Source organism: Rhizobium leguminosarum (assembly GCF_004123835.1).
Lineage (GTDB): Bacteria > Pseudomonadota > Alphaproteobacteria > Rhizobiales > Rhizobiaceae > Rhizobium > Rhizobium leguminosarum_M.
In genome coordinates, this window is the sequence record NZ_MZMU01000013.1 from 1 (window position 1) to 23,811 (window position 23,811).

The 23,811-nt window shown below is 58.7% G+C and carries 23 protein-coding genes and 11 pseudogenes; 16 read left to right on the plus strand and 18 right to left on the minus strand.

Annotation, left to right across the window (positions count from 1 at the left end; genetic code table 11):
- From B5P46_RS34535 to B5P46_RS21805, 3 genes and pseudogenes are all read left to right on the plus strand, one after another.
- Positions 1 to 1,199 (plus strand): calcium-binding protein (locus B5P46_RS34535; protein WP_164986526.1); only part of this gene is annotated, 1,199 nt, incomplete at its 5' end.
- Between the two features lie 136 nt (positions 1,200 to 1,335).
- A pseudogene (locus B5P46_RS35535) lies at positions 1,336 to 1,723 on the plus strand (hypothetical protein).
- Between the two features lie 57 nt (positions 1,724 to 1,780).
- Positions 1,781 to 2,056, plus strand: a pseudogene (locus B5P46_RS21805) (IS481 family transposase); the annotation flags it as partial.
- 80 nt (positions 2,057 to 2,136) lie between these two features.
- On the opposite strand, the gene B5P46_RS21810 reads toward B5P46_RS21805, so the two are convergent.
- The 3 genes and pseudogenes from B5P46_RS21810 to B5P46_RS21825 form a co-directional block, all read right to left on the minus strand.
- Complete coding sequence (locus tag B5P46_RS21810; RefSeq protein WP_129420558.1) at positions 2,137 to 2,460, minus strand: hypothetical protein; 324 nt, start codon at positions 2,458 to 2,460, stop codon at positions 2,137 to 2,139.
- Between the two features lie 605 nt (positions 2,461 to 3,065).
- A pseudogene (locus B5P46_RS21820) lies at positions 3,066 to 3,653 on the minus strand (response regulator transcription factor); the annotation flags it as partial.
- A gap of 65 nt (positions 3,654 to 3,718) precedes the next feature.
- Positions 3,719 to 4,084, minus strand: a pseudogene (locus tag B5P46_RS21825) (TSUP family transporter); the annotation flags it as partial.
- Here B5P46_RS21825 and B5P46_RS21830 point away from each other — a divergent pair.
- Positions 4,085 to 4,315: pseudogene (locus B5P46_RS21830) on the plus strand (hypothetical protein); the annotation flags it as partial. It abuts the pseudogene before it with no gap.
- Positions 4,316 to 4,488: 173 nt separating this feature from the next.
- Positions 4,489 to 4,923: pseudogene (locus B5P46_RS21835) on the plus strand (IS6 family transposase); the annotation flags it as partial.
- Positions 4,924 to 5,059: 136 nt separating this feature from the next.
- On the opposite strand, the pseudogene B5P46_RS35540 reads toward B5P46_RS21835, so the two are convergent.
- The 3 pseudogenes from B5P46_RS35540 to B5P46_RS35020 form a co-directional block, all read right to left on the minus strand.
- Positions 5,060 to 6,196 (minus strand): annotated as a pseudogene (locus tag B5P46_RS35540) (sensor histidine kinase); the annotation flags it as partial.
- 261 nt (positions 6,197 to 6,457) lie between these two features.
- A pseudogene (locus tag B5P46_RS35545) lies at positions 6,458 to 6,991 on the minus strand (hypothetical protein); the annotation flags it as partial.
- A gap of 118 nt (positions 6,992 to 7,109) precedes the next feature.
- Positions 7,110 to 7,275, minus strand: a pseudogene (locus tag B5P46_RS35020) (IS256 family transposase); the annotation flags it as partial.
- A gap of 338 nt (positions 7,276 to 7,613) precedes the next feature.
- Between B5P46_RS35020 and B5P46_RS21850 the strand changes: the two are divergent.
- The 3 genes from B5P46_RS21850 (at position 7,614) to B5P46_RS21860 (ending at position 10,048) form a co-directional block, all read left to right on the plus strand.
- Positions 7,614 to 8,444 carry a substrate-binding periplasmic protein gene (locus tag B5P46_RS21850; RefSeq protein WP_129420562.1) on the plus strand — a complete coding sequence of 277 codons (831 nt, stop codon included), beginning with the start codon at positions 7,614 to 7,616 and terminating at the stop codon, positions 8,442 to 8,444.
- 927 nt (positions 8,445 to 9,371) lie between these two features.
- Complete coding sequence (locus tag B5P46_RS21855) at positions 9,372 to 9,614, plus strand: type II toxin-antitoxin system Phd/YefM family antitoxin (protein ID WP_129420563.1); 243 nt, start codon at positions 9,372 to 9,374, stop codon at positions 9,612 to 9,614.
- On the plus strand, positions 9,614 to 10,048 hold the full coding sequence (locus tag B5P46_RS21860; RefSeq protein WP_129420564.1) for a type II toxin-antitoxin system VapC family toxin: 435 nt from the start codon (positions 9,614 to 9,616) through the stop codon (positions 10,046 to 10,048). The genes B5P46_RS21855 and B5P46_RS21860 overlap by 1 nt, the downstream gene beginning before the upstream one ends.
- A gap of 318 nt (positions 10,049 to 10,366) precedes the next feature.
- Here B5P46_RS21860 and B5P46_RS21865 read toward each other — a convergent pair whose 3' ends face one another.
- Positions 10,367 to 10,801, minus strand: a complete 435-nt coding sequence (locus tag B5P46_RS21865; protein WP_164986528.1) for a LysR substrate-binding domain-containing protein — start codon at positions 10,799 to 10,801, stop codon at positions 10,367 to 10,369.
- Between B5P46_RS21865 and B5P46_RS21870 the strand changes: the two genes are divergently transcribed.
- Together B5P46_RS21870 and B5P46_RS21875 are read left to right on the plus strand one after the other, a co-directional pair.
- On the plus strand, positions 10,786 to 11,022 hold the full coding sequence (locus tag B5P46_RS21870) for a hypothetical protein (protein ID WP_129420566.1): 237 nt from the start codon (positions 10,786 to 10,788) through the stop codon (positions 11,020 to 11,022). The genes B5P46_RS21865 and B5P46_RS21870 overlap by 16 nt on opposite strands.
- A 228-nt stretch (positions 11,023 to 11,250) precedes the next feature.
- A complete protein-coding gene (locus B5P46_RS21875; protein WP_129420567.1) occupies positions 11,251 to 12,171 on the plus strand; it encodes an ArdC family protein in 921 nt (306 codons plus the stop codon).
- A gap of 261 nt (positions 12,172 to 12,432) precedes the next feature.
- On the opposite strand, the gene B5P46_RS21880 is transcribed toward B5P46_RS21875, so the two are convergent.
- From B5P46_RS21880 to B5P46_RS21895, 4 genes are all read right to left on the minus strand, one after another.
- Positions 12,433 to 13,437, minus strand: a complete 1,005-nt coding sequence (locus B5P46_RS21880; RefSeq protein ID WP_129420568.1) for a DUF3618 domain-containing protein — start codon at positions 13,435 to 13,437, stop codon at positions 12,433 to 12,435.
- Positions 13,437 to 13,853: a phage holin family protein gene (locus B5P46_RS21885; protein ID WP_129420569.1), complete on the minus strand. Its 417-nt coding sequence runs from the start codon at positions 13,851 to 13,853 to the stop codon at positions 13,437 to 13,439. The genes B5P46_RS21880 and B5P46_RS21885 overlap by 1 nt, the downstream gene beginning before the upstream one ends.
- The gene (locus B5P46_RS21890; protein ID WP_245456219.1) at positions 13,846 to 14,280 is read right to left on the minus strand and encodes a nutrient deprivation-induced protein; all 435 of its coding nucleotides are present in this window, start codon (positions 14,278 to 14,280) and stop codon (positions 13,846 to 13,848) included. Before B5P46_RS21890 ends, B5P46_RS21885 begins: the two co-directional genes overlap by 8 nt.
- Before the next feature lie 440 nt (positions 14,281 to 14,720).
- Positions 14,721 to 15,818 carry a DMT family transporter gene (locus B5P46_RS21895; protein ID WP_245456221.1) on the minus strand — a complete coding sequence of 366 codons (1,098 nt, stop codon included), beginning with the start codon at positions 15,816 to 15,818 and terminating at the stop codon, positions 14,721 to 14,723.
- A 90-nt stretch (positions 15,819 to 15,908) separates the two neighbouring features.
- On the opposite strand from B5P46_RS21895, the gene B5P46_RS21900 reads away from it, so the two are divergent.
- The gene (locus B5P46_RS21900; protein WP_129420570.1) at positions 15,909 to 16,526 is read left to right on the plus strand and encodes a CGNR zinc finger domain-containing protein; all 618 of its coding nucleotides are present in this window, start codon (positions 15,909 to 15,911) and stop codon (positions 16,524 to 16,526) included.
- Positions 16,527 to 16,771: 245 nt separating this feature from the next.
- On the opposite strand, the gene B5P46_RS21905 is transcribed toward B5P46_RS21900, so the two are convergent.
- Complete coding sequence (locus B5P46_RS21905) at positions 16,772 to 17,947, minus strand: zinc-dependent alcohol dehydrogenase (RefSeq protein WP_129420571.1); 1,176 nt, start codon at positions 17,945 to 17,947, stop codon at positions 16,772 to 16,774.
- Positions 17,948 to 18,182: 235 nt separating this feature from the next.
- Here B5P46_RS21905 and B5P46_RS21910 point away from each other — a divergent pair, with 235 nt between their 5' ends.
- Entirely contained in the window at positions 18,183 to 18,386 is a 204-nt protein-coding gene (locus tag B5P46_RS21910; RefSeq protein WP_245456223.1) for a hypothetical protein, read from the plus strand.
- Positions 18,387 to 18,434: 48 nt separating this feature from the next.
- Here the strand turns inward: B5P46_RS21910 and B5P46_RS21915 are convergent, their stop codons facing one another.
- Entirely contained in the window at positions 18,435 to 18,932 is a 498-nt protein-coding gene (locus B5P46_RS21915) for a DUF4142 domain-containing protein (RefSeq protein WP_129420573.1), read from the minus strand.
- A gap of 145 nt (positions 18,933 to 19,077) precedes the next feature.
- On the opposite strand from B5P46_RS21915, the gene B5P46_RS21920 reads away from it, so the two are divergent.
- Both B5P46_RS21920 and B5P46_RS21925 read left to right on the plus strand, forming a co-directional pair.
- Positions 19,078 to 19,446 carry a hypothetical protein gene (locus B5P46_RS21920; protein ID WP_206735386.1) on the plus strand — a complete coding sequence of 123 codons (369 nt, stop codon included), beginning with the start codon at positions 19,078 to 19,080 and terminating at the stop codon, positions 19,444 to 19,446.
- A 275-nt stretch (positions 19,447 to 19,721) separates the two neighbouring features.
- Positions 19,722 to 19,982: a DUF982 domain-containing protein gene (locus B5P46_RS21925; RefSeq protein ID WP_129420575.1), complete on the plus strand. Its 261-nt coding sequence runs from the start codon at positions 19,722 to 19,724 to the stop codon at positions 19,980 to 19,982.
- Between the two features lie 33 nt (positions 19,983 to 20,015).
- Here the strand turns inward: B5P46_RS21925 and B5P46_RS35025 are convergent, their stop codons facing one another.
- The 4 genes and pseudogenes from B5P46_RS35025 to B5P46_RS21945 form a co-directional block, all read right to left on the minus strand.
- Entirely contained in the window at positions 20,016 to 20,255 is a 240-nt protein-coding gene (locus B5P46_RS35025; protein ID WP_245456225.1) for a hypothetical protein, read from the minus strand.
- A 635-nt stretch (positions 20,256 to 20,890) separates the two neighbouring features.
- Positions 20,891 to 21,187: a hypothetical protein gene (locus B5P46_RS35030; protein ID WP_245456227.1), complete on the minus strand. Its 297-nt coding sequence runs from the start codon at positions 21,185 to 21,187 to the stop codon at positions 20,891 to 20,893.
- Between the two features lie 86 nt (positions 21,188 to 21,273).
- Positions 21,274 to 21,471: pseudogene (locus tag B5P46_RS35395) on the minus strand (ABC transporter permease); the annotation flags it as partial.
- 60 nt (positions 21,472 to 21,531) lie between these two features.
- Positions 21,532 to 22,140 carry a J domain-containing protein gene (locus tag B5P46_RS21945; protein WP_129420577.1) on the minus strand — a complete coding sequence of 203 codons (609 nt, stop codon included), beginning with the start codon at positions 22,138 to 22,140 and terminating at the stop codon, positions 21,532 to 21,534.
- A gap of 324 nt (positions 22,141 to 22,464) precedes the next feature.
- Between B5P46_RS21945 and B5P46_RS21950 the strand changes: the two genes are divergently transcribed.
- Both B5P46_RS21950 and B5P46_RS21955 read left to right on the plus strand, forming a co-directional pair.
- Positions 22,465 to 22,761 (plus strand): hypothetical protein, encoded by a 297-nt coding sequence (locus B5P46_RS21950; RefSeq protein ID WP_129420578.1) that lies wholly within the window; start codon positions 22,465 to 22,467, stop codon positions 22,759 to 22,761.
- Positions 22,751 to 23,341, plus strand: a complete 591-nt coding sequence (locus tag B5P46_RS21955; protein ID WP_129420579.1) for a type II toxin-antitoxin system VapC family toxin — start codon at positions 22,751 to 22,753, stop codon at positions 23,339 to 23,341. Before B5P46_RS21950 ends, B5P46_RS21955 begins: the two co-directional genes overlap by 11 nt.
- A gap of 95 nt (positions 23,342 to 23,436) precedes the next feature.
- Here the strand turns inward: B5P46_RS21955 and B5P46_RS35035 are convergent.
- Positions 23,437 to 23,562: pseudogene (locus tag B5P46_RS35035) on the minus strand (pyridoxamine 5'-phosphate oxidase family protein); the annotation flags it as partial.
- Positions 23,563 to 23,811: the final 249 nt, after the last annotated feature.

The window sequence follows — 23,811 nt, forward strand, 5'->3', positions numbered from 1 at the left end:
TCGCGGGGGCAGCGAGCGACAACTTCCACCTCGGCTCCGGCTCGGCGGCGATCGACAGCGGAACCGCTAAGTACGGCGTCGGGTCGGTCGATCTCGACGGCCACGCTCGCGTCGTTGGAACTGTCGATATCGGTGCCTACGAATCGGGCAGCCAGCCCACGACTCCGACTCCGACTCCGACTCCGACGCCGACTCCGACGCCGACGCCGACGCCGATCTCCCCGGACTACACCGGCACCGAAGGCAACGACAACATGCCGGACGGCGGCGAGTCCAACGACGGCAACGAGACCTTCAAGGGTCTCGGCGGCAACGATGTGCTCAAGGGCGGCGCCGGCGCGGATACGCTGGACGGCGGCAACGGCACCGACACGGCGACCTATGCCGGTTCGGCGGCGGTCAACGTCAACTTGGCGACTGGCGCCGCATCGGGCGGGCATGCCATCGGTGACAAGTTCATCAGCATCGAAAACTTGACTGGCTCAAGCTACAACGACGTGCTGACCGGCAATAGCGGCAGCAACGTTCTCGATGGAAGCACGGGCGCCGACCACATGTCGGGGCGCGCCGGCAACGATACCTATGTGGTCGACAATGCGGGCGATTTTGCCGATGAAACAGGTGCATCCGGCAAGGACACTGTCAAGGCTTCGACTTCCTTCAGCCTGGCCGACCAGAAACACACCGCCGGAATGATCGAAAATCTCGTCTTGACCGGAACCGCCAATCTGAGTGCGACAGGCAACAACACGGCCAACGTTCTCACCGGCAACGACGGAAGCAACACGATCAATGGCGGCAAAGGCGCCGACCAGATGATCGGCGGGCTCGGCAACGACAAGCTGTTCGGAAAAGCCGGCGCAGACATTCTGACCGGCGGCGGCGGCGGCGATACCTTCGTCTTCGATGTGAAGCCCGACAATATCAGCGTCGACAAGATCCGGGATTTTTCCTCCGCGGCGGGCGACAAGCTGATGCTCGATCATTCGATTTTCGCCGCGCTCAGCCTATCCGGATTTTCGGATGAGAATTTCGTTCTGGGAACGAAGGCGCTCGAGGCTGATGATAAGCTGATCTACGATCAGGCCAGCGGCATTCTATCCTATGACGCGGATGGAAGCGCAGCGGGCGCGGCGATCCACGTCGCCGATCTCGACAATTTCGCAGGACTTCACTTCAACGATTTCCTGCTTGTCTGACTTGGCCGGCCCGTCGCCTTTCAGGCGGCGGGCCTGCAGCGTCACGGGCGGTCGTGTCTCCTCCTCTTGCCGGCACGAAAATCCCGGCCACATTCTCCTCTCCGTTGACGCCACTCGTGCCGCAACGGAGAAGCCTTTGCCCTGGATCGCCTATATCGCCCATTTCATCGCCGCGGCATTTCTGACCAACGGCGTTCCGCATTTCGTCAACGGCGTCAGCGGCAGGCCGTTCCGCATCCCCTTCGCGCAAGCGGCGAAGCTCGCCGACGGCCAATGTGGTCTGGGGCTGGGCGAATTTCCTCATCGCCTTCCTGCTCTTTGCCACTGCATAATTCCTTAAATCGAAATCGATTTAAGGATGCAGCAAATCAAAGTGTTACAGCGTCCTTTGCGTCTGGAAAGACGCGGCGCTGTAATGTCGGGCCGCTCATATCGGCACGCCGGGTGATACGATCTTCGTAGCAGTCGGCATGCTCGTCACCGGCATCCTGCTCGCCCGGATTTTCGAAGGCAACGCAATCTAGCTGTTTAGTCCCGGCATTTGATGGTGCATTATTTTCATTGGAATGGAGGGAGGCACTATGGGCCAGGTTCTACACGGGAGCGCCACAACGACAGAGGCAATCCGTCGAGCAATACAAAATAGTGAAGAGAGCCTGAGAGCGCTTTCAAAGCGGTATGGGGTCAATCAGAAGACGGTGGCCAAATGGAAGAGACGGACGTCATTGGCCGACCTTCCGACAGGCCCGAAGGACCCGCATTCGACAATCCTCTCCCTTGAAGAAGAAGCCGTCATCGTCGCCTTTCGCAGGCATACATTGCTGCCTCTTGATGACTGCCTCTACGCCCTTCACCCGCGTTGAAGTCTTGAGCAGCAAGCTCGATGACACCCAGGATCGGACAAACAAGACGATAGGGAAGAGGCCGATCGTCCGGCCTAATGTATAGTGGGGGACGGCTCCTCGATGGCCTTTACAAGGCGGTCAAGCTCCTGCCAATAGCAGAAAAGACCGAACAGCGTCCCAGGCACGTATAGGGTAACGGCAGATGTCCGGGCGTGCAAAGCTTGACCTCCGAGAGGCGCGTTTGATCGCATGACGGAAAACATCATCAAAAGTGCCTCCGAGCCAATATTCGGCGCTGATTGACAATCTGGCGGCATCTGAAGCGGATAGCCTGGCACCATGGTCCAGCCTTCCGATATGCGCCGGGAGTTCAACGGGACCAGATCGATTTCGATGCGTTTGATTTCCTGTGTCATGGTCCCAAATCCTCAGAAAGAGCGCGGAGGAACAAAGAGGCAAATGGTGCGACCTTTAGGCTCGCCGGCCACCGTGCATTGGTGAAACTGCCCGTCCGGGCTGTTCTTGATGCGAGTATCCCGCGATATTATCAGCTCTCCGGTTAGCTTGATGACATAGCCGCTAGGGCCTTCGAGAACCGCTTGGTCGCGGATTTCGCGGCAATCCATTCCGCTGCAGCACGAAAACGGATATGTCCATCCGTTCGGCTGTGCCGCCGTTGGCGTCGCATCATGGGCCGCTGCCGGAGCAGCGGTTGCGATTGCAAAGAGAATAGCTGCTAGCTTACTCATGATCCGGACCTCGATGGTGAATAGAGCCGGCTTCGGTTTCGAAGCCTTCCCTTCGAGTTTAAGCCGCTGAAGAGTGCCTCCGTCTTTCAGGCGGTTCTACGTCTCGAAGTGCCACACGGTATGTTGATCCATTCGGGGGACCGATTGGGGAAACGGCCGCACGGGAGATGTGCACTAACCATAACAGTACGCTCCCCAGCCTGACTATTAACCGTGAGGAAGGATCGGATACCATTGAGGAGGGGATGACCTATACACGGGTCTCTGTGTTTTTAACCGGACTTAATGCCATGCGGGTTTCGCGGCGCGAGCTTTAGCTTGTCCGCCATGCGGGCGAGTTCGGGCAAGGACTTGGAACGCATCTTCTGCATGAGCTGGCTACGGGGAACCTCCACGGTAATTTCTCTCGCGCCCAGATCGCCGGCGATCTGCTTGTTCAGCCGTCCAGTCACCGCCAAAGCCATCATCTCGCGCTCCCGTGGGGTCAGGGTATCGAAACTCGCGCGCGACGCCGCCAGCGCCTTTTCTCCTCAAGCCACCCGGTTGCCAGGCCGAGGTGAACTGCATCGAGCAGATCCTGGTCGCGAAACGGTTTCGTCAGGAACTCGATCGGGGGCCATTTCATCGCTTGGACGGTCATGGGAAAGCCGCCATATCCGGTGATGAAGACGATCGGGAGCTGCATGTTTCCCCGCGCCAAGGTTCGCTGAAAATCAACACCCTTTGTCCAGGCCGGACTCGAGCTCGAGGCAGGTCGGACCGTGGGGTCGCTCAGACTTGAGGAAGTCGCCCGCCGAAGCGAGAAGGTTCAGATCGAGCTCGGTCCGACCGGCCAGTCCCGCTTTCGCAAGGAGCGATCCCTCAATGATCGAGACTGCGCGCTGTTATGGAGCCGTTGTCACACGCGGCAGGAGGGTGATCGCGTTCATGCCAAATTTCCCGAAACGCCGTCCCACAGCAATTTCATCGCCGTTACGACGAGCAACCCGTAGCGGATGCGGTAGATCTGGCGCTGGTCCAGAACACCGTGCAGCCGCCAACCAAGCGATACCCTGCTGGGGATGGCCAACAGACAGATCGCCATCAGTTCCCAGAGTTCGGCAGTGGGCTTTACCAGCAGCAGCCATGGAACCGCCTTCGTTGCGTTGCCGACGGTGAAGAACATACTTGTCGTTCCCGCGTAGATGTCCTTGCTGAGGCCGAGGGGCAGGAGATAAATCGCAAGCGGCGGTCCCCCGGAATGCGCCACCATCGTCGCGATACCCGAAGTCAGGCCGGCAGCGATTGCCTTGACCTCGCGGACGAGGCATGCGCCGTCCAGCTCCGCAAGATCGCCGATCTCTTCGGCGACCGGGCCTACCTGTCACTGTCGCTGCGCCGCCGCCCCAACGACTAGATGCGCCTTCACGAGTTCAGCAATCTTGCGACGAAGTACAAGGTTCGCACCGTCGTGACCAACGACGTCCTCCTCCACGAGCCCGGCCGGCGCCAGCTTCAGGACGTCGTCACCTGCATTCGCACGGCAAGCTTCAGGGAGTAGGGCGGTCGCGTGATGTTGGGGTCGACATGCCTGGCGTCTTGTTCCAGCCGCGGACCTTCGCCGAGCTGACCCTAGACTTGGAGCTGAAATGACCGACCGCGACCCCGAGCAAGATCAACGAACGCGACGAACTGGAGAAATCCGTTCGGCTGCGCTGGCTATGGCGCGCCGTCGATGCCGATGGCTACGTTCTCGAGGCTCTGATCCGGAGCCGCCGGAACAAGAAGGCGGCCTTGAAGCTGATGCGAAAGCTCCTGAAGGGCCAGTGTGTCGCACCGCGTGTCATGATCACCGACAAGCTCAGATCCTACGATGCCGCCAGAAGAGAAATCATGTCCAGTGTCGAGCATCGCTCGCATAAGGGCTTGAATAACCGGGGCGGAGAATTCGCATCTGGCTGTTCGACGACGAGAACGAGGCATGATCCGGTTCAAGTCGGCAGGGCAATGCCAGCGCTCCATCTCCATCCACGGCCCGATCGCTAACCTCTTCCATCTTCACCGCAACCGGAGCGAACTGCTGAACATCGCAAACTGCGAAACGCCACCACGAACACGTGGCTTGAAATCACCCTGTCGACCGCGGCATAAACCGGCGCCATCGTGGCCATCCTGTGCCCGACCCAAGTTAAGGCGACGCTACCTTCAGGGACTAGCAGCCAACAACTTCAACTCCGGTTAACCTGACATCACCCGTCAGACTATTGGGCCGGAGGCGGTGCGTCGATCACGATGCAGAATGCTGCTCGACCGGCAGTGTGAACTGAAACACGGCGCCCTGCGGTTCGTTGGCCTCGGCCCATAGCCGACCACCATGCGCTTCGATGATCGAACGGCAGATGGACAGCCCGATGCCTAGGCCGCTGGACTTCGTAGTGTGGAAGGCCTCGAACAGCCGCTCTTCCGCCACGGGCGTCAGACCCGGGCCCGAATCGCGCACGGCGACGCGCACGCCTTCCGGTTCGGCCGTGGTAGTGACCTGCAACTCGCGCTGCCCTTCCGCCATGCCGGCCATCGCCTCCAGCGCGTTCATCATCAGGTTGAGGATCACTTGTTGAAGCTGCACCCTGTCGCCCTCGATGAGCTGCAGACCGGCCCCGAGTTCCATTCGCACCGAGACGCCGTTCTTCACCGCTTCGCCCCGGGTGATCTCGATCACCTCGCGGATCGCGCCGTTTATCTCAAAGCGCTCCTTCGGTGACGGCGTTTTACTGACCAGATCACGGATTCGGCCGATGACATCGCTAGCTCGATTGCCGTTCTGAACAACGTGGGTCAGTGCCTTCCGCACCTCCTCCAGATCCGGCGGTCGGCGAGCCAGCCAGCGGAGCGCGGCCTCGGCATTCGTGACCGCCGCGGCGATGGGCTGTTTCACTTCATGGGCGATGGATGCTGTTAGCTGGCCCATGGTTGCGATGCGGGCGGCGTGAGCCAGTTCCGCCTGTGCCTGCTGTAGCGCTTGTTCGCCGCGTTTGCGTTCGGTCAGATCGAGGACAAAGGCAACGCCCTGCTCTCCGGTTTCGCCGAACTGCGCCGCACCAATCAGCACCGGCACGCGGCTCCCGTCCTTCCGGATGTATTCCTCTTCGTATGGCTGAAAGGCACCGGTCAGCCTCATCTCGGCCGCCGCACGCTGGGCGCGGTCCTGCCATTCCGGTGCGGTGAGGGTCCGTTGGGTGACGGGACCGTTGACAAGATCTTCGCGGTCATATCCCACGATCCGCAGGAACGCGTCATTGACGTCCCGAAACGCAACGTCCTGGTCCTCAGGCGTCCGGCCAACGAGCTGCCAAGTGAAGACGCCGATGATGTTCGCATCGACCAAGCACCGGATCCGCGCCTCGCGTTCGGCAAGGTCGCGAAAGGCAGAATGCAAGTTGTGAGATAAAGAGTTGAAGGCCGTGGTTACCCGCTGCATTTCGTCGTCGTGCCGCGGTCGACGGCGCTTCAAGCGCAACTCCAAGGGCGAGTCATAAATCCGATAGCTGCCAACTTTCGCTGCGATCGCGGACAGATGACGCGTGACCAGATAGTTGAAGAAGAAAATGATGAAGAGCGCGACCAGAAAGATTTCAGTTGCCTGAGTCGCAAAAACCCTTGCTGCAGTATCCGTTAGCCGACAATAAGCATCGGCCAGCGTGGCTTCGACACGGAGTGTGCCGATCACTCTGTCCTGCCCCTGCACCGTGTGAGTCAGCGGATAATCCCGCGTAACAACCGGCGGCTCGGGGGTCTCGCCGACCTGAACGACAAGCGGTTTGATTGAAATGCCGGTGTCGCGGACTTTGGCGGCACGAATATCGGCCTGCTGAAGGATTCCCATGAGTTGGAGTCGCAGCTGTGTCTCGTCGAGCGCCCAAAGACTCTCTGCCAGGCTGTCCAGATAGCTCTTGCCAATCAGGTCGAGTCTTGACTGAATGGCCGCTACATCGCGCTGATAGTCGGTGTAGAGCTGAATCCCGGCCAGGACGAAGGTCACGAACGTGCTGAATAACAGAATGCCGATCAGCAGGCGTGCGCCAATGCTGTGACGGGTCGCAGCGAGCTTCCTCAGGTATTCTCGCGCACGGGCCGCCAGCCTGCGCGCGAAATCCGACAACCATCCTATGGGTTGGCCCAATTTGCGCTCCCTCGACGTAGCAGCGAACCCTGGTGGCACAGGACCTTCGTTTGTCGCCGTTTCTCGGGATCCCGGTCCGGTGATATCGGAGGGTGCATCAGCGCATAGCGTCCGTCAAGTTGGTGTAATTTCGGGTGTGGAACCCGGGCCGTCATGATCAGGCGGCTTTCGGTGTAATCTGAAGTGGCTTCTCCCACTTCGATGGCTGGCGGATTGAGATCGGCCATGGCCTCGCCCTGCATGTATCGTTGCTGACGCTGCCATTCGTCGTTGGCCTCGAAAAGCATGGCTCCGATCAGGCGAACGATGCTGTCCTCGTTGGGCGACGACGTCGGCTCGCGTTTCAAGCCCAGGAGGTCAGACATCATGCTTTCCGGCAAGGAGCGGATCAATGCGAGGCACTCAGCGAGTCGGCTGGCGAATTCCGGATCATTCGCCAACAGTTCACTGAATGTGGTCAAATAATCGGATCAAAGCATCTTGATCTGGTCTCCCGGCACGCGCGCCTACACGGAAAGTTGTTTTCCGCGGGGCGGCGCTGAGGTATTATTGCGGGTGTCATGCCGCGTGGCGCGAAGAACGAGCCAAGCATGCGTGTCGGTCACGATGTGCTTCGCAGGAACGCTGCTCCTTGGCCATTTCGCGCATCAGGTGCGCAGCCATGGTACCCGAGGCCAGAGTCATCTTCGGTACACCGGCTGACCAGATAGATGTATTTCAGCCCAACCGGGGGCGCCTTGGAATGTTCGTTCGGTTCTTGCTCGCTGGATTTGTCTTCCTGTGCACTTGCGCGGCACCGGGGTTGGCCAACGCCGCTTGCGAGTTGCGCGTTGGCTGGGATGAATGGCCCCCCTACTTTACGCACGAGCGAGGGAATTTTCACGGTCTGGAGTACGACCTCTTGAAGTCGACGGCCGATACGACCGGATGCAAACTTGATTTCCTTCAGGTACCTTGGGTGCGTGCGTTGAAAATGCTGGGTGCCGGCGAGCTCGAACTTCTGTATGGCGCCGGGTATGCGGCAGAACGCGCCGAATTCGCCAGATTTTCGATCCCCTACCGTCAGGAACAATTCCTCCTGGTCACCCGGCCCAAAGCCGGCGACGACGCCGACTCGGTTTCCCTGAACGACTGGATACGGTCCGAAAGGGCGGTGAGTGATCCAGTCACCATCGGGGTCTTCCGCGGGAATTTCTATGGCGAACAGATCGAGGGCATTGTAAGAAACAAAGAGAACAACGTGACCTTGGTCGAATTGAACGACAATGATCAGTTGATTGGGATGCTCGGTGCCGGCCGTATCGACGGTTTTATAATCGAAGACGGTGTCGCCCAGACAGAACTACGAGGGTCTCCATTTCCCTTCCATCGATACGCGATAAAGGAACAGCCAGCGGACCCGTTACATTACATGTTTTCTTTCGGCGTTGCCGAGGATGTCGTGCAGCGTTTCAACAACGCGATCCGGGAACGGCAGTCGCAAGGCCGATAGCGAATTGTGTTCCAAAATCACTCATCGCAGTGTCTCCGTTTGACCCGAGTGAATCAAAATGGAGAAAACTACGCAAGACAATAAGCCGACGGCTAAATCAGCTGATAACTGTGACGTGTTGCATAAAGACCCGACCTTTTAGAGTTCCTATGACGCGTCCGACCAATAAATGTGGGTGACTGCAGTTGGCAAATAATTGCCAACATGTTCCACGGATCGCGGCATTCGAATTCGAATATCGGAACAATCCTGCCAAGGTCTGAGCGGAACACCAGTTACGCGAAGCTGATGGTCTCGGTGCGAAATTTTCTGACGCGTGGTCTGGGCACCGTTCGCAGTCCGGCATTTAGCCGGCAATGGTGTTCGGGCTGGCGTTCAGGCTGGAAGCGCCGCTGCCAGAGCGTATCGGCGAAGGATGACCTCTCCAGGGACCGACTGAAGAACAGGATTGTCGTAAAGCCCGGCCATAACGACAACGACCAATTCCAATTCCGGCACGATGAACAAGCTTTGGCCGCCATACCCTACGCCGCAGACCCATTTGATCTCCTGTCGACGTACGAATGATCGACCGAGCCACCATTGGAATCCGTAGAAGAACAGGCTCTCGCCATTAACGTGCGGACTGGTTGCCTCATCAACCCACGCTTCAGATACAATCCGGCTGCGCCGTTCTATGTCCCTCTAGCTAGGACAGCTTGGCCAATCTTGGCAAGGTCGCGGGGCCGCATGCGAAGACCCGAAACTGCATTCGGCGTTCCGTCCGCGTTCCGAATCCATTCAATGTCCTGAATCCCCAGAGGGTCGAACAAAAAATATCGAGCTGGGGCGATGCAGCTTCGACCAGAGGATGCGGTATCGTCGCCATCTTGCGCAAGTGCGTAAGCTTCGCTATATGACTACTCTAGTCACCATTTGGAGGCGAACATGAGAGAGATCCAGCTCAAAGATGCTAAGGCAACGCTTTCTGCCGTTGTCGATCAGGCTATTCATGGCAATCCTGCGATCATCACCCGGCACGGTAGAAAGGAAGCCGTGGTACTTTCCTTCGAGGAGTATGAAAAGCTGAAGCACGTTCCGAGTTTCGGGCGGCTGCTGTCTTCCTTTCCAGGGGATGAGTGCGACATTCCACCACGAAGCACTCAATCAAGCCGGCCTGTCGATCTCTGATGTTTCTGGTCGATACGAACGTCATATCTGCGCTTGCTCCGTCCAAACGTCAAAATCTTGAACGCGTTATCGAATGGCTTGATATCGCCAGCTCACAGCTATTCCTGTCCGTGATTTCTGCTGCACAGGTAAAATCGGGGATCGTCAAGGCGGAGCGAGAAGGCGCTACCGTGAATGCGCGGCAACTCAGAGAGTGGTGGGAGAGCATTGAGCATTTGTACTCGAAGAAGCTGTTGCCCTTCGATCTGAGATGCGCGCATGCTGCCGGTCAGATCCTTGATGACGCTCGCGCCCACCAGCCGGGCTTCCAGGACATTGCGATAGCTGCCACAGCCCAGGTTTATGGCTTGATCGTTTTGACCCGCAACCTGCGTCATTTCCAACCTCTAGGAGTTCGAGTGCTCGATCCATTCGACGCGCTACCTGAGTTGTAAAGGCAGGGATGGGCTCTTCTACTGCAGCCCCGACGCCTTCGTAAGATGGACGCGGAGGCGATCACTCCGGAGTGATAATCCAAATTTGTTTTAGCAATCTGATTGCGAATTTTGAGAATGGTGCTGATTTTATCAAAGTTTGATAATAGTCATGGACCATTGCCACAGGGGATCATCGTCCTGGACGACGGTCCGGGGCACGGCAACGAATTCTCGTAGCGAGCGGGCTGGATTTCGACGGCCGGCAGGAATGTCCTTTTGAACATTTCAGACTTTGGTATGATCGCAGGCCGAGGGTTCATGTCCGTTCGTATCCGTTCAGGACCCCCAGACCACCGACTGCTCATGCCGCTTGATAAGGTGCTTTAGATTATCGAAGCTCATGTGCACGTGGCGGGCAAAATGATCAACCGCCGGGATACGAGACGCGTCGGAGCGTTTGAGCAGGCCAAGCGCCCGTTCCGGATGCGGGATGGAGACAGGCAAGGCCGTGATCGATCTTTCGTTGCGTAGCGCAAAGACGACTCTATGCGGCATGATGGTCAGCGCGTCCGCGGCTTTTAAATAATTAACGACGCTCATAAGCGAACCGCCGGAATAGCGGATCTTGATCTCGGTTGCACCGAATGAGAGCAGCATGCTGCGCAGATCGGCCAGCAAGGGGCTGCCTGGCGGCGGCGCGATCCAGGAAAATCGAGCAGATGTGTCGGCGGCGGCTTGCGTTTCAACAGCAGGGGATGGGTGATCCGGCAAGCCACGACATTGCGACCGGGCAATATCTGCTGGAATTCAAGACCGGAGCCCTCGTCGAGAATATCGATCGGGCAGATGGCGAGGTCGATCTGGTCGACATGAGGCGCGGCATGCCAATCTACCGGGGCTGGCTGCCAACATCCTGCCGGGGCAATGGCGATCGTCAGGCCGGACCGGTAAGCCATCTTTGCTGCGGTTCATCTGCGATGTCAGCGCCGTGATGCCGCCTCGCGGATTTGCCACGTCTGCCTCCGTCAAAAACCTCCCACTAAGATTGCGGCCTCGCGTCCTGCCCCGGCTTTAGGTCCTGCCAGGCTCGCGCCGCCCGCAACGGCTTCGCCGTCCTCCACTGCGTTGCGGCCCTGCGGGTGCAGGCAGCACTTGCAGCCTGGCTTTCGGACCGCCGTAGCAGGTCGCGATGGCCGCGACCTCGAAACGGAGGTTCAGACATGAGCAGGCAGCAATCCAATCAACGATCCGACATCTACAACCGCATCACCGCCAAGATCATCGCCGATCTCGAACAGGGCGTGCGGCCATGGACCAAACCCTGGACGACGGGATACGCGACAGGCGAGGTCAGCCGGCCACTGCGCCACAATGGCCAACCCTACACCGGGATCAACGTCCTGCTCCTCTGGTCCGAAGCCATCGCCCGCGGCTTTGCCTCATCAAGCTGGATGACGTTTCGCCAGGCAATCGAACTCGGCGGCGCCGTCCGCAAGGGCGAAACCGGCACAACCATTGTCTTCGCCAGTTCGTTCACCCGCACCGAGACGACCGAGACAGGCACTGAGATCGAGCAGGATATTCCATTCCTCAAGACCTACACGGTGTTCAACACCAATCAGATCGCCGGTCTCGACGGCCGCTTTGACGACGTCGCACCTGTCCAGGACCCGATGAGCCGTATCGGCGATGCCGGCCGCTTTTTTGCCAATACCGGTGCCCTGATCCGGCACGGAGGAACGGCGGCCTATTACGCCGCCCACCGTGATTACATCCAGATGCCATGCTTGAATGCCTTCCGGGACGACGCCTCCCATGTCGCCGTCCTCAGTCACGAGATGACGCATTGGACCGGGGCACCACGACGGCTTGATCGCGATCTCAGCCGCTATGCGAAAGACAGGAGCGAACGCGCCCGCGAGGAGCTCATTGCCGAACTCGGCAGCTGCTTTCTCTGCGCCGATCTTGGCATCGTCCCTGAGCTCGAACCACGACCCGACCACGCAAGCTATCTCGATGGCTGGCTCAAGGTTTTAAGCAACGACAAGCGCGCCATCTTTTCGGCGGCAGCGCATGCGCAGCGGGCCGTCGACTACCTGCATTCCTTGCAGCCGGAGCTCGACGAGGAGGAGGCGGTGTGAGCCGTCTTTTCCGCAGCAATCTGACCGCGTGAAAGTTCCCGCGGAATACCACACCGCCATCAGCACCCGTCTCAACCTCGCAAGACGGCCCTCACCGGTCCTCACCGGGCGCTTACGATAGAGCAAGCGCCCGCGGAATTGCCGCCGCCGTTTAGGGCCGCGCCTTCGCTACATTCCCGCAAGCGCTGGTCTGCATCAAGGACGCATGCGCCGATGAAAAAAAGTTGTCGCTGTAGCGATTTCGCGCGGTCGTCAACCCTGTTAAGTAGGTTGGCGATCACTGCCCTGCGCACCTGCCTTGAACGCATCGACCTCAGTGACGACACGATCCTTGACGGCATCGTGGGCATCTGAGGCGATCGAAGCGGCCTTTTCGTAGACCTCCGTTGCCACCTCTTTGCCCTGGTCGACAACGTCCAGCGCTTGAGCGGTGAGCTTGTCGGTAGTGGCATCGGAAGCCTCGCCGAGCAACTCGTCTTCAGTGTCGGTGTGCGGCAACGCTGCGCCGATAGCAGCTCCGACGGCGAAAGCCAGAGCGCCCCCCACCAACGGCTGATCGCGGAACTGCGTCAGGATCATCTCGTTGAGCTTGCTGGTTTGCTCTTGGAGACTTGTCGCCGCTGAAGACGATTGGGTAGACAGCGAGCTCGCGGCCGCGGACGCACGCGCACTCATCCCGCTTGCGGCGCTTTTTGCCTGCTCCCATCTCTCCGCCGCCCAGCCAGTTGCCGCGTTGAACATTGCACCCGTCTCGTCGCTGATCTGATCGACGTGTTTGCCGGTGGCATCCGCAAACCCGCGATAAGTCTTACCTGCTTCATCGACGAAGTGACCCGCACGATGTCCGGTTTCATCGGTCAGCGCCTTAAGCCTCTTGCCAGAGCTGTCTGCGAAGTGACTGTAGCGGGATCCGTTCTCGGTCTCGGGTGGGCCAAGACGGCGGACCGCGCCGTTCGCCGGATATAGCGGATATTCAGGTTCGGGCTGATGGCTGGCAGCCGGGCTTGCGGGGGTCCCCTTGGCCATGAGCCACGCAAGGCTCACACCCATCAATGCGACGGGCATTGGATTTGCCTTCAGCGCTTGGCCGAGGTTGCTAACATACTCTCCCCCGCCGCTGCCCTTTGCGTAGGCAAGGACCTCATCGACCAACTGGCCTGGCGACATCCGTTCTTGAATAGCGTCGATGCGATCTCCGATGCGCTGGCGATCCTGATCAATCTCTCTCTGAAGGTCCGCGGATGTTTTTTCGGTTGAAGTTTCCATCAGATCTTTTCCTTCACAACGTCGACGTCGCGGCGAAGCGAGGTCGCGGTTCGATCCAGTTTCATGTTGCTTCTACGAAGTGCAGTGAGGCCTCGAGAGACCATCGCCCACGCGATGAGAGCGATGACCACGCCGACCATAAGGGAGGCGAGCGCACCGGCGCTTGTTTCGGTCAAACCCTGAGTGACCAGGAAGGCCGCAACCCCGGCAACCAGGGCGCTCAGCAGGACGCCCACAGCGCCCACCGCAAGGACAAGCCCGAAAATAACCACTTCTACGCCGTTGAGCGCTTGCGAGAACTTTTCGGACACCTCCGTCTTCGCGAGATCTATTTCCTTGCGTAACAGGCCCGTGACATCGGCAACGAGGCCGCCAATCAGCTCTGAAAGGGGAACACTGTCAGGAGATTTAGCCATTGGTGTAGCCTCCCGTCGCAGATGACTCCCTGGGCGTAGCCGGGGGTGTCCGCCTCGTTGCTTGTGTTGGCGGTCGCTTGGCGGAAGCAGTCAAAAATCTGCTCGCGCTCAATCCCGCAAGTGCTGCAATGCCAAGAAACGCTAGCGGCTGCTTGCGGCCGAATTCCTCAGCCATCGCCGCTATTTCGCCGATGTCTTTGTCTTTCATCTGCGTGGCAAAGCCTTGAACGCTTCGTCCGATCTGCTTGGCATAACGTCCGACCTCCGGTTGGTCGGATGCTTCCAGTTCAGCGCCAACTTTTTCAAGCGCCGTTGCCACGCCGCCAACCTGACGGGCAGCGAAGTTCGTTTGATCGGAAACCACCTCTTTGACCTTCTCGACTGCAGTATCGGCGCCTTCTTTTATGGTGTCCTTGGCGGCGGTCATGTCACAGCCAACTTCTCCTTCAATCCCGCGAGTGACGCGGAAGGTCGCGCTGACGACATCGCATCCCCAGATTGCAGTGATGTCTCGGATGACGGCCTTGGCCTGCCATCCATTTCTGTGAATTCGTTTGACACTGAAGCCTCCCATGACTGAACGAGCGGCGATTGCCGCACTTACGAACCTTGAGTGGCCGGCTTTGTTCCAACTCCCAGGCCCTCTCGTTCACTTCGACGAAATTTACCGGGCTTGAGCGGTCTGATCGAAGTGGTTTTTGAAATCGCCAGCCGGAGCTGCGTTTGCGTTTCAGGTCTTTGCCGTTGCAGCGAGAACAGCTAAACCTCAAGCAGGCGTATGCCATTGGCTGATGAGAATATCGGCGGGAAGAGTAGGTCTCGCAGGCCTCGGCAGAGAGGGTCGGCGCGGTCGCATCATAATGGATGTTAACGCCCTCCGGAACGATTTTCAGGCTCACCGCAGTCGCTCAGGGCAGGTCCGGTTGCAAGCTCACGGCCTTGCCGGCCCTCTTTGATGAACGCGCGGAGTTGGCGTTTGGAATCGTTGTCGAGATCTTCGTGAGGCCGTTTCCAGTCGGGTTCACTTTCAAAAGCGGCTGCTTCGGTTGCTGGCGCTCCTGACATGGCGAGGTAGGCGCCACTCAGCATCACGATGATGCCAATTACATCCATTACGGTGATCTGCTCGGCGAAGACAGCGGCGCCAAGGGCGACAGCGATCACCGGTGACACGAAGGCATAGCTACCTGCGCGAGATGCGCCGATATCTCGCAGCAGGCGCATGAAGGTCGTGTAGCCGATCAGCGAGCCGAAGATCACAAGGAAGAACCAGCCGAGCCAGGCGACTGTGCCCCAGTCGCCGGAGAGGGCGGAAACTGCCCCCGGTTCGAAAGCCAGGGCTGCAATCAGCAGCACGATGCCACCGACCAAGGTCGTCACACCTGAAACGAACAAGGCCGGATAGGTTCGCAGAAGTGGACGGGCCAGCACCGAGCCGTAGCCATAGGTGAAGGCCGCTGATGCAACCGCCAATCCGCCCCATAGGCTCGCGCCTGGGAAGGCTTCAGCAGCGGGCAGACTTACATAGGCGGAGGCCGGCCAGAACAGGACGACCAGTCCACAGACCCCCAGAGCGATCGCAAGGATGCGACGGCCATCCAACGTCTCTTCGTTGAGCAGGAGAGCGAACACGAGGAGTGCGATCGGGGTTAGCGACATTTCCAGAACGGCGGCCGTCCCGGAATCGATATATTGCATTCCCCAAAATAGCGGGCCGTAGCAGAGCGTGATCATCAAAATGCTGACGACGGCGAAGCGAAAGCCGTCTTGCACCTTGAAGCTAGCAGTCTCGCCTTTGGCCAGCGTATATAGAAGAAGCAAAATACCGGCCGCGGTGAAACGGGTGCCGGCAAACAGGAGAGGCGGAACGGCCTCGATGCCCGCCTTCGTTCCGATCCAGGTGCTCCCCCAGATCACGCACAGCATCAGAAAGCGCAGCTGATTTTTGTTGACGCAGGTAAGCATGAGGGCTCCGATCATTGTAACGAGTAAAATTTAGTTATCTCGTTACAACCCGCTCTTGTTCAAATCGTTCCGCAGAACGATATTCAAGTCATGAACACGCAAAAGACGATCTGCGACATCAGCCTTCTTGGCGGTCATCCGGCACTCGACTTCGTCAACACGGTCGATAGTCGCGGTGAACGTTGGGGCCCGGATTTCTTGAATAGCTACGATGACCTCGTGGCCTGGGCCTGTCGTCTCGAAGTGATGAATGACGAGGAACGCGACACCTTGCTCCTCAAGGCTGGCAAATCTGCTTCTGACGCTGAAAAAGAACTTGAACAAGCAAAGGCATTGCGGGAGGTCCTCTACCGGCTCTTCCTGTCCGAGTTTGATGAAAGCCCGGTCAGCCAGGAAGATCTCGATTTTGTCGCCGACATGGCCCGACGTGCGCAGTCGCAACAATCACTGGGCCGCGTTGCGGGCAATATCGCGTGGCGTCCCGCGGATGCCAAGGACTTGAATGCAATCAGAAACCGTGTCGCTCAGTCAGCTGCCGAACTGCTCACGTCGCGAGACGGACGCCGTCCTGTGCGCGCTTGCCAGGGGCCGAATTGCGGCTGGCTTTTTCTGGACCAGTCTCGTGGCGGTCACAGGCGGTGGTGCTCGGACAAAACCTGCGGATCGCATGCAAGAGTGCGCAAGTTCCGGGCTGCCCAAGCCGACTAAAGGTGGGTCGCGTTACTAGCGGCAAAGAACTTCAGGGAAACTATCATGGTTACGGAAGGGACGTACTGCGCCAACGGCTGCCCACCAAAACGGCATGGGTGAGGCGCCTGGCTTAGGTCTCCTCAAGGCAGGATAGCTCGACGCGGCGCATCGCCTACATCGTTATGTACGAGGAAGCCGCGTCATCGCCGTTTACGCGCGCGAGTCCGGCGGAGTGAGCGCGTTTACCGTTCGTGTATTTCTAATTAGGGCGTCAGCACAACTTTGATGCAATTGTCCTTCTTGTCCCGGAACGTTTCGTAGAGTTCGGGACCGTCTTCCAGCGTCGCGCGATGCGTGATCACGAAGCTAGGGTCGATTTCGCCTTCCTCGATGCGGCGCAGGAGGTCCAGCGAGTATCGGTTCACGTGCGTCTGTCCCGTACGGATCGTCAGGCCCTTGTTCATGGCGGCGCCGAACGGGATCTTGTCAAGAAAGCCGCCATAGACGCCAGGTACCGAAACAATGCCGCCTGGCCGGCACGCCATGATCGCAGTTCTGAGGGCATGGGGCCTGTCGGTCCCCAGCAAAGTAGCGGCTTTGACCTTGTCGATCACTGCATCGAACGACGCCGTCGCATGAGACTCCGCGCCAACCGCGTCGATACACTTGTCGGCGCCGTGACCGTCGGTAATGTCCTTAATGCAGCCGGGTATTGTGCCGTCGATCTCATCGAAATTGATGATTTCCGCTCCCGCGAGCTGTGCCAGTGCCAGCCTTTCTGGCACATTATCAATTGCGATCACGCGTGCGGCGCCCTGCATAAAAGCGCTCTTGATGCAGAACTGGCCGACCGGGCCGCATCCCCACACAGCGACGATATCGGTCGGCTCTATTTCGCAATTGGCAGCCGCCATCCATCCCGTCGGAAAGATATCGCCGAGGAAGAGAGCCTGCTCGTCCGGGATGCCGTTTGGTATCACTATGGGAGAAACGTCGGCATATGGAACTCTGACGTATTCCGCCTGCCCCCCCGCATACGCGCCTGTCAGATGAGAGTAACCGAAAAGGCCGGCCGTCTGATAGCCGAAAGCTTTTATTGCGTTATCAGCGTTACGGTTGGTCCGCTCGCAAACTGACCAGTTGCCTCTGAGGCATTGCGGGCATTCGCCACAGCAAATTGTAAATGGAACTACGACGCGATCGCCGACTTTAAGTTTCTTATTGTCGCGTCCGACTTCCACGACTTCGCCCATAAATTCATGACCTAGAATGTCGCCCTTTTCCATAAAGGGAATATAACCATCCATAAGGTGGAGGTCCGAACCGCAGATTGCGCAGGCAGTCATCTTTACGATCACATCCCGCCCATCCTCGATCTTGGGGTCGGGGACGCTGTCACAACGAATGTCCCCCTTGCCGTGCCAGCATAGAGCTTTCATCTTCTATCTCCTCAAACGGACGATGCGCTATCCTCAGCGCGGATTTGGTGGTGGTTGCGAGAACCGACGCAAGTACACCGATGACATAGGCTCCCGATCGTACGCCATCGTACGTCTCCTTGATTGGTTCGAACCACCCAACATGTCGCAGCGGCGAATGTTCCCGACCCTTCCATAGAGTGCCGGAACATTGGAGAAGCGTTGAGGTTCGTAATTGAAAACCAGGAGAATGACGATGAACGGAACTGAGTGGGCGATACTTCTGGGAACGCTGACGCTCATGTGCTGGATCGGAGCGGGTCTTGTTGCGGTAATACTCGGCACCAATCAACTCCGGAATAAAGAAATGGGAAGGGGCTCCCAATTCGTCACTCTTTGTCTGACTGCGGCCGGCGTGGTTTCAGCCTTCGCAATGGTCGCGGCAGTAGCGTTGTTATGACAATGGCCGGACGGGATTGAATAACCGGCTGCCAGTTCGCTCCCATCGTCATTTTGAGGTCAGGCCGCGGATTCGCGTCAAATGCATTCGAAGGTCCGGCAGGATCTTTGCAGCCGTTCGCTTGAGTTGCCCGTCCGGCCCCTGTTTTGAATAGCTGTCGAAGAGGTTGACGGCTTCCTCATGTGCGGTCACTTGAGTGGAAAGATAGGCCTGATCAAGATTGGCGGCGTCGCTTTGCCGGAGGGCGGCTAGTTTCGCAGTATACTCCGTGTCAAGAGCGGCGGGCAGTTCGATGCCGTCCTGTTTCGCGGCATCGTTCAGAACAGGCCCGGCCTTGCCGTGATCCCTGATCATGTCTTGCGCGAACTGTTTGGCGTCATCAGCCTTTCCTTCCGCAATCTCGATCTTCGCGGCCTCGATCTCGAACATGTTGGACATGGCGGCCTTCGCCGCGAAGTCGGTGGCGTGCTGCTTGGCAGCGTCGTCTGCTGCCGAGGCGCAAAACGCAGTCAACCAGACTAGAACGGAGGCGAGAACGATTTTCATAGGGGCTCCATCAGAAGAATTGCCGTCTCCAACCTCGCCGCGCGGCAAATGTTCCGGAGATTTTTGCCGAGCCGCAATGCGAAAAGTTTTGGAACTTCCGCATCGGGCCGCGGTTTGGTGCGGTCCACTCTAGGGAGTTTTTATGATGACGAATTCGAACCACCAGTCGCAGCGCCAGCCCGAGCAGGTGACCGAGAACGCGACGGACGCGAGACAGGGGCGATACGGCAAGCCTGTGCTTGCGGTGCTCGTCGGTGGTCTCGTGCTGGCGATGGTTGCCTGGGGCGCGGCCGAGATCTGGGGAGAAAGCATCGACACCGATACGAAACCCACGGCATCGACGGCCCCCGATCAAATCAACGCCCAGCCTCACGGCGCCGGAACGTTCGACAACAACCCGGCTGGCGGCGGCAGCCGGCCGCCCGAAGCTACCGATCGCGATCCTACGCCTCAAGGCAATGGCGGCGGTCCGACTATGGTGACGACACCCAGCGGCACCGAGAAGATCCACTAATGCAAAGGCTCCAGGTCGACGCATGGCCGGCGGATTCGAGGTATGCTCCAGTGGCCCGACACGACCAGGAAGAAAAATGCGATAGCCCGCATGACGAACCGCGAGCGCACGACCGAGCACAAGTTCGTGGCCACATCCTGTCTGGTGCGAGGACGTGCGGGTAGGTTCGATCTCGTAGCCGCTCCGACCGAGACCGACGCGGAGGCCAAAGACGCGCTGATGACATCCCGCGCATGCGCGCAAAGGTGGGAGCCGGTGTCGGTATGAGGAATGACATGGACAAGGTGATCGAAGTAGATTTCAAGGTGACATGGCGGGCACCGGTTTTTGTGAGGATCGGCAACGGCTTCCGGGAGCGGGTGGACGGACCGGATGCCGCGCTCGATGCGCTTGCCCATCGCTGGCCCGAATGCCAAAGCGAGGTCTACCGCGAAGCAAAGCTTCGGTGTCTTGAGGCGCTCGTTCAGCATGGAAGTGCAGAGACTGCGCGAAGCCGCTTTATCAGCGCCGCCATCGCAGCAGGCGTCTTTGCGTGAGCAAAGCATGTGCATGGTGCCCGATGTCAACTACTAGGTGGCAAATTCAGTCCGCTGCAACGGCCGGGTCTGAAACGCCTTCAGCGCGTCGACAAGCCTTTTCAGGTCCGTCGGCTTTCCACTATTGGCGACACCGGCAAGCACCGGAGGGACTGCAAGCTCAGTCGGATGAACCGCGCTGGCGAGGACGAATGGGACATCCAATGCTTGCAACTCAAGAGCGACGGGCGTGACTTTCTCGCCAACGAGATCGAAAATATAGGACCGCCGCATGGAGACGTTCCTCACTGACCAGATCAAGAGCGTGGTCGACCGATGCAGGCGGCCCCAGTACCCGGAACCCTGCGGCGGTCAAGGCCGCCTTGAGTTCCATTGCAATCAGCAGCTCGTGATTGTAATTGTGGGAACCGAATTTTATATTCTCCTCCTGCTTTGCCCCTCCACGGACCTTCATGTTGCCTCGAACCAATATATGAGCAGCAGGTCCTGAGATCACGAGTCGGACTTAGGTCCGGCTTTCCCTCGGCGTTATCCGGCTTAGATTCTCCTGATCCTTGTTAAAAGGACATCAGGGAGGTTCTAGCGATGTTGCTGAACTCCAGTCAGAACCTCCCTGATGACGCGCCAAGTTGTCGATCCGTGTCGTCACCCGCCGCCCCAAAATATGCCTGGCGGGCCTATACCGACGGCGTTGTTCAGGCTCCAGCGCCTGAACAACTGATCCAGGCCGGGTTGCAGCGCCATCCCCATCACAAGTCTGCGCGTTCGCCCGGCTGGAATAGTATGAGCTGCGTTGCGACGAAACCCACAAAAGACCGTGCCGATATTGCAGTGCCTTTGCCAAAACCGCTGAGATCACCCATGGCCGCGCGCGGCCATCACTTCTAGCGGCACAGTGCCGGGGAGACTCATCGCTCTCCGCGAACGTAGCTTGCGCCGAGCGCCAGCGGCAGATTGGCTCGGCGGCCGGCGACGATCAGCACCAGCATGACCATGGCAAACGGGGTCATCTGGATGATGTCGGTGGGGATGTCGACACCCGCCACCTGCAGGGCCGTGGTCATCGACAGGCAGGCGCCGAACAGCAGCGCACCGAACAGAACCCAGACCGGTCGCTCGCGGGCCAGCATGGCCAGCACGATGCCGATGAAACCGTTACCATGGGTCTTGAACGGCACGAAGATGCCGGCGCCGACAATGGCCATGAAAGCGCCGCCGAGGCCGGCGAACAGGCCGTGCACAGCACGGCGACCGAGCGGGTCCGCACCACGTCGACACCGGCGGCATCCAGCGCCGCCGGCTTGTCGCCGGCCGCCTGCAATGCCGATCCGAGATGGGTGGAACGGTAGATATAGACCATCACCCCGACCAGGATGATGGCGAGATAGGTGATGACGGGGCTGTTGAACAGCGCTTCGCCGATGACCGGGATTTTGGCGAGCAGCGGGATCGGCAGCGTCGGCACGGCAGCTGCCGAGTTGCTTTGCATCGATCTGTCAAAAACCTCCAGCTCACACTCATCATAGACAGCAGAGAGCGTGTCTCAGATCTAGCAGAACCCGTTCAACTTAAGAATCTTATGGGCGTCGATTGCCGCCCGGAGTTCATCTTCGGAGTTTCGATCTCCTCGGTTAGCGTCCGGATGGTGCATCTTGAGCATCAGTTTGTAGCGTCGTCTAATTTCCTCAGGCGTCGCGTCCTGCGAAAGACCGAGCGTTTCGAAGGCTTTTGCTTCCAATACCTTGAGCTTACGCCGCTGGAGATCAGCTTTCGTAGCTTGATGTCGTGCAGCAATCTTGCGTGCGTTAAGGGCTTTTGCCGTACCGGAGCGAACGGTCGAAGGAAGCGGCATCTCTGTCGCCTGATCAAGGCGGGTCCCCCACGTCTTACGGCTGCCGTTTGCTGCTTCCCTCTGATAGCGGGCGGTCACCGGATCAGACAGATTGCTCGCGAAATTATATCCCTTGTTGTATTCCCTCGCATGTTGCGGGCAGAACACCAGGTACAAACCCTCCGCATCTCGCCCAACGGGCGCGCGATTGGCGCCGCCGCTTTCGCAACCGTCCCACTGGCATTTCGACTGGTAAGGCTCGCGGAGCGGAGCTGATTTTTTGCTCGTTGGCCTCAGGCCGACGAAAATCTTCGAATCATACGTCATCGCGCGTTATATGGCGGTCTTCATCGAGCCGGCAAGCAAACCGTGCAATAGGCACGCCGATAGTCGGGACAGGGGGTTCCTGCTCCGGCTCTTTACTCCTTGCTCGTCACCGGCGCTCAGTACCCATGGCTGTGTTTTCGGTCGAGCCCTTCATTCTGAGGATCTGCGCCGCCCAGCCGACGGCCCTAGAGAATCCATCAATCTCCCCGTCGTCATTCCCATGGTGGTTTGCCGCGAACGCCCGGATCGCAACCTGCCTACCGCTATTGAACCTTGCCTTCCCGTTCAACGCAATCTATATTCTGTTCAACACAGGAGAATCTTATGGGTACCCAACCACGCACTTCTGCGGAAAGCGAAGCGAAAATCGCGTTGGCCCGCAATAAGCTCGTACTCGAGCAAGCGAAGGCCGTCGGTCTCCTTGGCACGGCGAAGAATACCCGCTTGTCGGGGCGAGTGCCGTCGGAGTTGATCGAGGCAGCCAAAAAGCGGGCCCATGTTACCTCCGACACCGAGCTGCTGGAATTGGCCCTTTCACGGCTGGCTCTCGAAGACGACTTTGGCGCGCGTCTGGTGGGCCGCAAGGGCCGCATCCCGACGGATTTCGATCTTGGGATTTGATCTCTCTGAAGCCCTCCGATCACTAAAGCCCCAGAAGCACGTCGGGTCGCTCGAGCGCAGGCCCGACGAAGATCTTCCTTGGGTTGCCGACGAACCGGCAATCGGAGGGCCTCTGTTCCTGGATACCAGCGTCTATCTGGATGTGCTTCAAGGGCGCTCGCCGGTGGAGGTCGATAGGCTGATTACGTATCGCCTATGCCACCATTCGGCGGTCTGCCTGTCTGAGCTGACCCATGCCTTCGGCCGACTGGATCCCAAGCACGCCTCTACCAAAGCGGTCCTCGAAACGATCGCGGCGACGGTCGAAGACATTCCGGAACACCGACTTCACGCCCCAGATACAGCCATCTGGGGACATGCCGGGGTGTTGGCGGGTCTGCTCTTTCGCTTGAGCAACCTGCCAAAGGGGGAGGGACATGAGTGCCGCTTCGTCAATGACGCCATGGTTTTCTTGCAGGCACGGCAGCTGGGTGCGAGCGTGCTGACTGGCAACGTCCGCGACTTTGATTTCCTCTCACAGATCGTACCGACCGGTCGGGTCATCCTCTATCGAACCCCAGTGGAGGCGCGATCATCATGAACGCCGAACTCTCACCCTCGGTCGCATTCTGCACGAACTGGAACAGCTGGGTCGGACGCCGGCAACAGATGTCAACTGCCTGCAGCATACGCAGGCGGTGCGCCGGTCGTTTCGTCGAGGATGATCTTGACGAGAGATGGCATTTCGCTGCGATCCAAAATGATCAGGGTCCAAAGATGGAAACGCCGGGAAACCTTGGCGCAATGCATGAAGACTTCGCTTTGACGCTCATGCCGGCCGCAATTTGCCGGTCTGCACAGGAGCGCCAGGGTGCTTGTTTCCAGCAGACAAAGCCTTGCGATGCGACGGTGGTGTCGTGATAACGCGGCAACAAGGCAGTGCAATTGCCTAATGTTGTCTAATCGCGCCAAGTCGAACTAACGCATACCCCGCACCGCCAATTTGAATCAAAAGGTCTGCTCTCATTTCCCTGTCGGTGACGACCTTGATTTTGGTCCATTTGTCAATCT

Coding starts and splice junctions, on each gene's coding strand:
- B5P46_RS21810 (WP_129420558.1), bottom strand. CDS start 2,460: ATGACACAGGAAATCAAACGCATCGAAATCGATCTGGTCCCGTTGAAC.
- B5P46_RS21850 (WP_129420562.1), top strand. CDS start 7,614: ATGGTACCCGAGGCCAGAGTCATCTTCGGTACACCGGCTGACCAGATA.
- B5P46_RS21855 (WP_129420563.1), top strand. CDS start 9,372: ATGAGAGAGATCCAGCTCAAAGATGCTAAGGCAACGCTTTCTGCCGTT.
- B5P46_RS21860 (WP_129420564.1), top strand. CDS start 9,614: ATGTTTCTGGTCGATACGAACGTCATATCTGCGCTTGCTCCGTCCAAA.
- B5P46_RS21870 (WP_129420566.1), top strand. CDS start 10,786: ATGGGTGATCCGGCAAGCCACGACATTGCGACCGGGCAATATCTGCTG.
- B5P46_RS21875 (WP_129420567.1), top strand. CDS start 11,251: ATGAGCAGGCAGCAATCCAATCAACGATCCGACATCTACAACCGCATC.
- B5P46_RS21880 (WP_129420568.1), bottom strand. CDS start 13,437: ATGGAAACTTCAACCGAAAAAACATCCGCGGACCTTCAGAGAGAGATT.
- B5P46_RS21885 (WP_129420569.1), bottom strand. CDS start 13,853: ATGGCTAAATCTCCTGACAGTGTTCCCCTTTCAGAGCTGATTGGCGGC.
- B5P46_RS21890 (WP_245456219.1), bottom strand. CDS start 14,280: ATGACCGCCGCCAAGGACACCATAAAAGAAGGCGCCGATACTGCAGTC.
- B5P46_RS21895 (WP_245456221.1), bottom strand. CDS start 15,818: ATGCTTACCTGCGTCAACAAAAATCAGCTGCGCTTTCTGATGCTGTGC.
- B5P46_RS21900 (WP_129420570.1), top strand. CDS start 15,909: ATGAACACGCAAAAGACGATCTGCGACATCAGCCTTCTTGGCGGTCAT.
- B5P46_RS21905 (WP_129420571.1), bottom strand. CDS start 17,947: ATGAAAGCTCTATGCTGGCACGGCAAGGGGGACATTCGTTGTGACAGC.
- B5P46_RS21910 (WP_245456223.1), top strand. CDS start 18,183: ATGAACGGAACTGAGTGGGCGATACTTCTGGGAACGCTGACGCTCATG.
- B5P46_RS21915 (WP_129420573.1), bottom strand. CDS start 18,932: ATGAAAATCGTTCTCGCCTCCGTTCTAGTCTGGTTGACTGCGTTTTGC.
- B5P46_RS21920 (WP_206735386.1), top strand. CDS start 19,078: ATGACGAATTCGAACCACCAGTCGCAGCGCCAGCCCGAGCAGGTGACC.
- B5P46_RS21925 (WP_129420575.1), top strand. CDS start 19,722: ATGGACAAGGTGATCGAAGTAGATTTCAAGGTGACATGGCGGGCACCG.
- B5P46_RS35025 (WP_245456225.1), bottom strand. CDS start 20,255: ATGCGGCGGTCCTATATTTTCGATCTCGTTGGCGAGAAAGTCACGCCC.
- B5P46_RS35030 (WP_245456227.1), bottom strand. CDS start 21,187: ATGGCCATTGTCGGCGCCGGCATCTTCGTGCCGTTCAAGACCCATGGT.
- B5P46_RS21945 (WP_129420577.1), bottom strand. CDS start 22,140: ATGACGTATGATTCGAAGATTTTCGTCGGCCTGAGGCCAACGAGCAAA.
- B5P46_RS21950 (WP_129420578.1), top strand. CDS start 22,465: ATGGGTACCCAACCACGCACTTCTGCGGAAAGCGAAGCGAAAATCGCG.